At 44.5% G+C, this 6,365-nt stretch carries 2 protein-coding genes, 21 tRNA genes and 1 rRNA gene; all 24 read right to left on the minus strand.

Annotation, left to right across the window (positions count from 1 at the left end; all coding sequences use genetic code 11):
* Position 1 precedes the first annotated feature (1 nt).
* The 24 genes from J7E32_RS13810 to rrf all read right to left on the minus strand — a co-directional run bounded on the left by J7E32_RS13810 (position 2) and on the right by rrf (position 6,204).
* A complete protein-coding gene (locus J7E32_RS13810) occupies positions 2-1,150 on the minus strand; it encodes a glucose-1-phosphate adenylyltransferase (protein WP_286183230.1) in 1,149 nt (382 codons plus the stop codon).
* Positions 1,068-3,026: a 1,4-alpha-glucan branching protein GlgB gene (gene glgB, locus J7E32_RS13815; RefSeq protein WP_214908246.1), complete on the minus strand. Its 1,959-nt coding sequence runs from the start codon at positions 3,024-3,026 to the stop codon at positions 1,068-1,070. The genes J7E32_RS13810 and glgB overlap by 83 nt, the downstream gene beginning before the upstream one ends.
* Positions 3,027-3,921: 895 nt before the next feature.
* Positions 3,922-3,993 (minus strand) — tRNA-Glu (locus tag J7E32_RS13820).
* A 3-nt stretch (positions 3,994-3,996) separates the two neighbouring features.
* Positions 3,997-4,087, minus strand: a tRNA-Ser gene (locus tag J7E32_RS13825).
* A gap of 7 nt (positions 4,088-4,094) precedes the next feature.
* Positions 4,095-4,169: transfer RNA gene (locus J7E32_RS13830), tRNA-Asn, on the minus strand.
* A gap of 13 nt (positions 4,170-4,182) precedes the next feature.
* Positions 4,183-4,256, minus strand: a tRNA-Ile gene (locus J7E32_RS13835).
* A gap of 3 nt (positions 4,257-4,259) precedes the next feature.
* A tRNA-Gly gene (locus J7E32_RS13840) sits at positions 4,260-4,333 on the minus strand.
* A gap of 6 nt (positions 4,334-4,339) precedes the next feature.
* Positions 4,340-4,415 (minus strand) — tRNA-His (locus tag J7E32_RS13845).
* A gap of 37 nt (positions 4,416-4,452) precedes the next feature.
* Positions 4,453-4,525: transfer RNA gene (locus J7E32_RS13850), tRNA-Phe, on the minus strand.
* Positions 4,526-4,680: 155 nt separating this feature from the next.
* A tRNA-Asp gene (locus J7E32_RS13855) sits at positions 4,681-4,756 on the minus strand.
* Between the two features lie 3 nt (positions 4,757-4,759).
* Positions 4,760-4,833: transfer RNA gene (locus J7E32_RS13860), tRNA-Met, on the minus strand.
* 23 nt (positions 4,834-4,856) lie between these two features.
* A tRNA-Ser gene (locus J7E32_RS13865) sits at positions 4,857-4,949 on the minus strand.
* Positions 4,950-4,964: 15 nt separating this feature from the next.
* Positions 4,965-5,041 (minus strand) — tRNA-Ile (locus J7E32_RS13870).
* Between the two features lie 39 nt (positions 5,042-5,080).
* A tRNA-Met gene (locus tag J7E32_RS13875) sits at positions 5,081-5,157 on the minus strand.
* A gap of 22 nt (positions 5,158-5,179) precedes the next feature.
* Positions 5,180-5,255 (minus strand) — tRNA-Ala (locus tag J7E32_RS13880).
* A gap of 14 nt (positions 5,256-5,269) precedes the next feature.
* Positions 5,270-5,346, minus strand: a tRNA-Pro gene (locus J7E32_RS13885).
* 17 nt (positions 5,347-5,363) lie between these two features.
* Positions 5,364-5,440, minus strand: a tRNA-Arg gene (locus J7E32_RS13890).
* A gap of 22 nt (positions 5,441-5,462) precedes the next feature.
* A tRNA-Leu gene (locus J7E32_RS13895) sits at positions 5,463-5,551 on the minus strand.
* A gap of 7 nt (positions 5,552-5,558) precedes the next feature.
* Positions 5,559-5,633 (minus strand) — tRNA-Gly (locus J7E32_RS13900).
* Positions 5,634-5,656: 23 nt separating this feature from the next.
* A tRNA-Leu gene (locus J7E32_RS13905) sits at positions 5,657-5,741 on the minus strand.
* Positions 5,742-5,805: 64 nt separating this feature from the next.
* A tRNA-Lys gene (locus J7E32_RS13910) sits at positions 5,806-5,881 on the minus strand.
* 10 nt (positions 5,882-5,891) lie between these two features.
* Positions 5,892-5,964: transfer RNA gene (locus tag J7E32_RS13915), tRNA-Thr, on the minus strand.
* A gap of 37 nt (positions 5,965-6,001) precedes the next feature.
* Positions 6,002-6,077 (minus strand) — tRNA-Val (locus J7E32_RS13920).
* A gap of 11 nt (positions 6,078-6,088) precedes the next feature.
* Positions 6,089-6,204, minus strand: a 5S ribosomal RNA gene (gene rrf / locus J7E32_RS13925).
* Between the last annotated feature and the right edge of the window lie 161 nt (positions 6,205-6,365).

Below are 6,365 nucleotides of genomic sequence, written 5' to 3' on the forward strand. Positions count from 1 at the left end.
TTCAATTGGATTGCAATTCTCCGATTGTTTCTTCAGATACTAGTGTAATGTCATTATCGCCCTCGCCAGGCTTTATGATTGTTCCATCCGGAACATAGACTCCTGGGGATACAATCGCCTTTTCAATCACACAGTTGTGTCCGATAACAGCATCCGGCATGATAACCGTTTCCTTAACAACAGCTCCCTTTTTCACCGTCACTCCCTGGAATACCACCGTTCTGGAAACCTCCCCTTCGATCTTGCATCCCTCATTGACCAGCGACTCTGATACTTCCCCTTCTGGGCAAATATATTGCGGAGGCTGATTCGGATTGACAGAGTAGATTCGCCACGAATGATCAAACAGGTTTAATTCACAATCCTTATCCAATAAATCCATATTCGCTTCCCAAAGACTCTGGACTGTCCCAACATCTTTCCAGTAGCCTTTAAAAGGATAGGCAAATAAGTTCATATTTTCTTCTAATAGCATAGGAATGATATCCTTCCCAAAATCGTGGCTGGAATCTGGATTCTGATCATCTCTTATCAGATATTCCCTTAAAACGCTCCATTTAAAAATATAAATACCCATCGAAGCGAGATTATTTTTCGCTGCGTCCGGTTTTTCTTCAAATTCAGTAATCCTTAGGTCAGCATCCGTGTTCATGATGCCAAAGCGATTTGTCTCTTCCCATGGAACCTCAATGACCGAGATCGTCACATCAGCTCCTTTTTCGATATGGTAATTGAGCATCAACTCATAATTCATCTTATAAATATGGTCACCGGAGAGAATCAAAACATATTCCGGGTCATACTGATAGAGATAATTCAGGTTTTGAAAAATTGCACTTGCCGTACCAGAATACCATTTCACTTCAGAACTCTCGGCATAAGGCGGCAGCACAGTCACCCCGCCATTTTTCCTATCAAGGTCCCACGCGCTGCCGATGCCAATATAGGAATTTAGCAAAAGTGGCTGGTATTGGGTTAAAACGCCCACCGTGTGGATTCCTGAGTTCGTGCAGTTGCTTAACGGGAAATCGATGATTCGATACTTGCCGCCAAATGGGACAGCTGGTTTAGCGAGATTCTTCGTCAGTGAGTGCAGCCGGCTTCCTTTTCCTCCTGCCAACAGCATTGCTACGCATTTCTTCTTTTGCATGATTGTTTCTCCCCTTTCTTTTTATAACAGGACGTAAAACTGAGATTCCGAATGGAGAAATGCTCATCTCTATAGAATATGGCCTTCCATGGAAGGCTATTTCTTCAGCTTTCAAAACTTTTTTGTTTATAACGCCTGAACCCCCAAAGACTGTAGCATCGCTGTTCATAATTTCCCGATATTCGCCAGGCTTCGGTACACCGATTCGATAATCGCTATATACTTTCTCTGTAAAATTGCAAACTATGACCAGGAGTTCTTCAGGATTCTTTCCTTTCCTGATAAAAGAAAAAATCGACTGGTCCCGGTTATCAGCATCGATCCACTCAAATCCTTCATAGCTTTGATCGACCTCATACAGCGGCTTTGACCGCTTATACAATTTGATAAGTTCCTTATTATAATGGTTCATCTTTTCATGCATTTCATAGTCGAGAAGATTCCAATCCAACTGTTCTTTGTCCTTCCATTCCGAAAACTGCCCAAATTCTGTCCCCATGAAGGTCAGCTTCTTGCCGGGGTGTGCTGCCATGAACCCAAGCAATAGCCGGAGTTGTGCGAACTTTTGCCAGTAATCGCCCGGCATCTTATCAAGAAGTGATTTCTTCCCGTGAACAACCTCATCATGTGAAAAAGGCAGGACAAAATTCTCTGAAAATGCATAAAGCAGCGAAAAGGTAACTTTATCATGTATATGCTTCCTGTTATGGGATTCTTCCTCCATATACTTCAAGGTGTCATTCATCCATCCCATATTCCACTTGTATGTAAAACCAAGACCGCCATACTCCACAGGAGCCGTCACCTGCGGCCAGTCAGTCGAATCCTCCGCAATCATCAGGGCTCCCGGCTCATACTCCTTTACCGTTTTGTTCAGCTTCTTTAAAAAATCCACTCCATACTGGTTCGCAGCCTGAATTGAATTCGGCCAGTAGATGATATTGGCCACTGCATCAACCCTGAAACCGTCAATATGATATTTCTCCAGCCAGAATAGCGCACTAGAAATCAGGAAGCTCTGCACCTCAGTTTTTCCCAAGTCGAAATTGGCTGTGCCCCAAACCTGGTTCTCACGATCATTCTCACGCTGGTAATCAAACACATAGCTGCCATCAAATTTGTACAGCCCATGCGCATCCTTGCAAAAATGCCCCGGAATCCAATCAAGGATGACCCCAATATTGTTTTGATGGCACATATCAACGAAATACATAAAATCATGAGGCGTTCCATATCGACTCGTAACCGAAAAGTAACCCGTGGATTGATAGCCCCAGGAGATGTCGAGCGGATGCTCAGTTAGAGGCAATAACTCAATATGTGTGTATCCATGCGCAACAATATATGGGATCAATTCATCAACAAGCTCACGGTATGTAAGGAACGAACCATCAATATGCTTTTTCCAGGAACCCACATGAAGTTCATAAATGAACATCGGCTCACCAAGTGTGCTCCTCTTTTCGCGCTTCTGAAGCCATTTCTGGTCATTCCATTTATATCCGTCCAATGGGTAGACGATTGAAGCCGTATTTGGCCTTACTTCCGAGAAAAAAGCATAAGGGTCAGATTTGAGCAATCGCTCACCCGACTCCGTTACAATCTCATATTTATAAATGGTACCGGTCAGATCCCCCTCAAGAGCGAGCTGCCAGACCCCCTCCTGATTGACTTTATGAAACTCATAGTCATTCCCAACCCAATTATTAAAATCACCTGTAAGCCTTACCTGAGTCGCATTTGGAGCCCACACACAAAATCGAGTATATGTTTCAGTTCCATTTTTAATGACATGTGCTCCAAATAAATTGTAGCTTTGGAACAGATTCCCTTCATGGAACAAATGCAATTCAAACTCAGTAGGATTTATCACCACTGCAATCCACCTGCCTTTGTAAAAACTAAAAACTGCCTATTTTAGTAGTATTCTAGTTACTAGAAGGAATTCCTTGTAAACATTTTTTTAATATTTCGACAATAATACCCAAGATTACGCCTGATTCGACAAATGCACATAAATGATAGCGCTTTAATGTACTAAATCTTCCAATTACGCGAAATTTGGAGAACGAAAGTTGAAAATGAATAATGATTCAGTAGAAAGATTTCTTGAAATTATTAGGTTTGAAAGTGAATATGGGATAAAAATTATTATTGGTTGATAACGTTTTCATCATACCGAAGGAAGTGCTTGATATTGATTTGGAGTGAGGTTACTAGGTTGGAGTTGCCACTGATGTGGTTCTAGCGGGACAGATTGGGGAATGGGAATCGTTTAATTAGTTTTTCTTCGGCCATTAGACGAATCACTTTCACTGCTTTATGTTATAGGTTTTGGCCGTGGACCTCATAACGAACACATATCTTCTTTTTACACCGGTTCTTGTTTATACCACTCACCGGGCAAGGTTATTCTAGTTACTTTATGAACCTCTTACCTTCTTCTAAGTGCAGGCCGCTTGATGTATTGATAAATCACCATTCAATAGTACCTTAATTAAATACTGGATCCTCTCTGGTTTCCAAAATTAAAGGCTGTTTTAGTACAGATTGTTGTTAAAAATCCTAAAGCCGATTTTAACGTAATATAAGGCCATTTTGCAGTTCGTAATAAAGTTTCCATGCTCTTTTCTCATAAAAGAGTCAACTTTACAAAGAAAACTGGTTATAAAATCCTATTGTGTACTCAAGAGCAACAAAGTTTGAGAAAAGAGCCAAATTAAAAGAGCATGAAAAAAAGCTGATAGCAAATTTGCTATCAGCTTTCCTTATGACCCCTACGGGATTCGAACCCGTGTTACCGCCGTGAAAGGGCGGTGTCTTAACCGCTTGACCAAGGGGCCTTATGGCGGAGAAGGAGGGATTTGAACCCTCGCGCCGGTTACCCGACCTACACCCTTAGCAGGGGCGCCTCTTCAGCCTCTTGAGTACTTCCCCATAAAAATGGCTCCGCAGGTAGGATTCGAACCTACGACCGCTCGGTTAACAGCCGAGTGCTCTACCACTGAGCTACTGCGGAATAATATAAAAAATGGGCCTAAGTGGACTCGAACCACCGACCTCACGCTTATCAGGCGTGCGCTCTAACCAGCTGAGCTATAGGCCCTTATGGAGCGGGTGAAGAGAATCGAACTCTCATCATCAGCTTGGAAGGCTGAGGTTTTACCACTAAACTACACCCGCAAAAAATGGGGCGACTGATGGGAATCGAACCCACGAATGCCTGAACCACAATCAGGTGCGTTAACCACTTCGCCACAATCGCCATATCTATAATGGAAATTAATTTAAATTAAAAAAGGTGGCTCAGGACGGAATCGAACCGCCGACACAAGGATTTTCAGTCCTTTGCTCTACCGACTGAGCTACTGAGCCACTATGATATTGCATCCTAAACTTTTACTCGTTTAAGTCCCTTGCTCAAAAAACCTTCGGTCTTTTTCGCAGATTGCCGCAGAAGCCAATTCAGGATGTGAGCAATCTGCTCTACCGACTGAGCTACTGAGCTACTATGATACTGATAATTAAAATGGCGGTCCCGACCGGGATCGAACCGGCGATCTCCTGCGTGACAGGCAGGCATGTTAACCGCTACACCACGGGACCAGATTGCGGGGGCAGGATTTGAACCTGCGACCTTCGGGTTATGAGCCCGACGAGCTACCGGACTGCTCCACCCCGCGACGATAATATTTAAATAAGATAATGGAGGAGGTAGAGGGATTCGAACCCCCGCGCGGTGTTACCCGCCTGTCGGTTTTCAAGACCGATCCCTTCAGCCAGACTTGGGTATACCTCCGTGTTAAATAAGCAATGGTGGACCTTGTAGGACTCGAACCTACGACCGGACGGTTATGAGCCGTCTGCTCTAACCAGCTGAGCTAAAGGTCCAGGAAATCCTAGATTGAATAGGTTCAACCAGATTAAATTTGGTAGCGGCGGAGGGGATCGAACCCCCGACCTTACGGGTATGAACCGTACGCTCTAGCCAGCTGAGCTACACCGCCAAATTATTATTTTAAAGTTATATGGTGGAGCCTAGCGGGATCGAACCGCTGACCTCCTGCGTGCAAGGCAGGCGCTCTCCCAGCTGAGCTAAGGCCCCGTATTAAATTAAGATGGTCGGGAAGACAGGATTCGAACCTGCGACCCCTTGGTCCCAAACCAAGTGCTCTACCAAGCTGAGCTACTCCCCGTTAATGAGAAAAAATAATGGCGCGCCCGAAAGGAGTCGAACCCATAACCTTCTGATCCGTAGTCAGACGCTCTATCCAATTGAGCTACGGGCGCATATATAATAATTTAGCTAACTTGGTGCCGAGGACCGGAATCGAACCGGTACGGTAGTCACCTACCGCAGGATTTTAAGTCCTGTGCGTCTGCCAGTTCCGCCACCCCGGCTAAGAAATGGAGCGGAAGACGGGATTCGAACCCGCGACCCCAACCTTGGCAAGGTTGTATTCTACCACTGAACTACTTCCGCATTATACTTTTTTTAAAAAGAAATGGTGCGGGTGAAGGGAGTCGAACCCCCACGCCTTGCGGCGCCAGATCCTAAGTCTGGTGCGTCTGCCAATTCCGCCACACCCGCATATTAATATTCATTCGCTGACGCGAAAGTAAGGAAGTTTCTTTTCGCTAGCGCGAAAAAAACTTGGTGAGCCATGAAGGACTCGAACCTTCGACCCTCTGATTAAAAGTCAGATGCTCTACCGACTGAGCTAATGGCTCGTACAAAAGGTGCCGGCAAGAGGACTTGAACCCCCAACCTACTGATTACAAGTCAGTTGCTCTACCAATTGAGCTACACCGGCATTTATGGGAGATTATTTTCACTACGTGAAAAAATCTTGGTGGAGGATGACGGGATCGAACCGCCGACCCTCTGCTTGTAAGGCAGATGCTCTCCCAGCTGAGCTAATCCTCCATTTTGAAACTGCCCGGCGACGTCCTACTCTCACAGGGGGAAACCCCCAACTACCATCGGCGCTGAGAAGCTTAACTTCCGTGTTCGGTATGGGAACGGGTGTGACCTTCTCGCCATCGTCACCAGACATTTTTTTGAAGACAATATCTATTATACTGTCTTTTATGCATTTTGCAAGAGAAATTTTAAAAAGTTTTTCACTTAATGAAAAGCTTTTATTCCCTCAAAACTAGATAATGTGTAAGAAGAATTCAAGAAGAACGAATGATCTATTTTGGTTAAGTCCTC

Origin of the sequence: Bacillus sp. ISL-55, assembly GCF_018613155.1 — a bacterium.
GTDB lineage: Bacteria > Bacillota > Bacilli > Bacillales > Cytobacillaceae > Mesobacillus.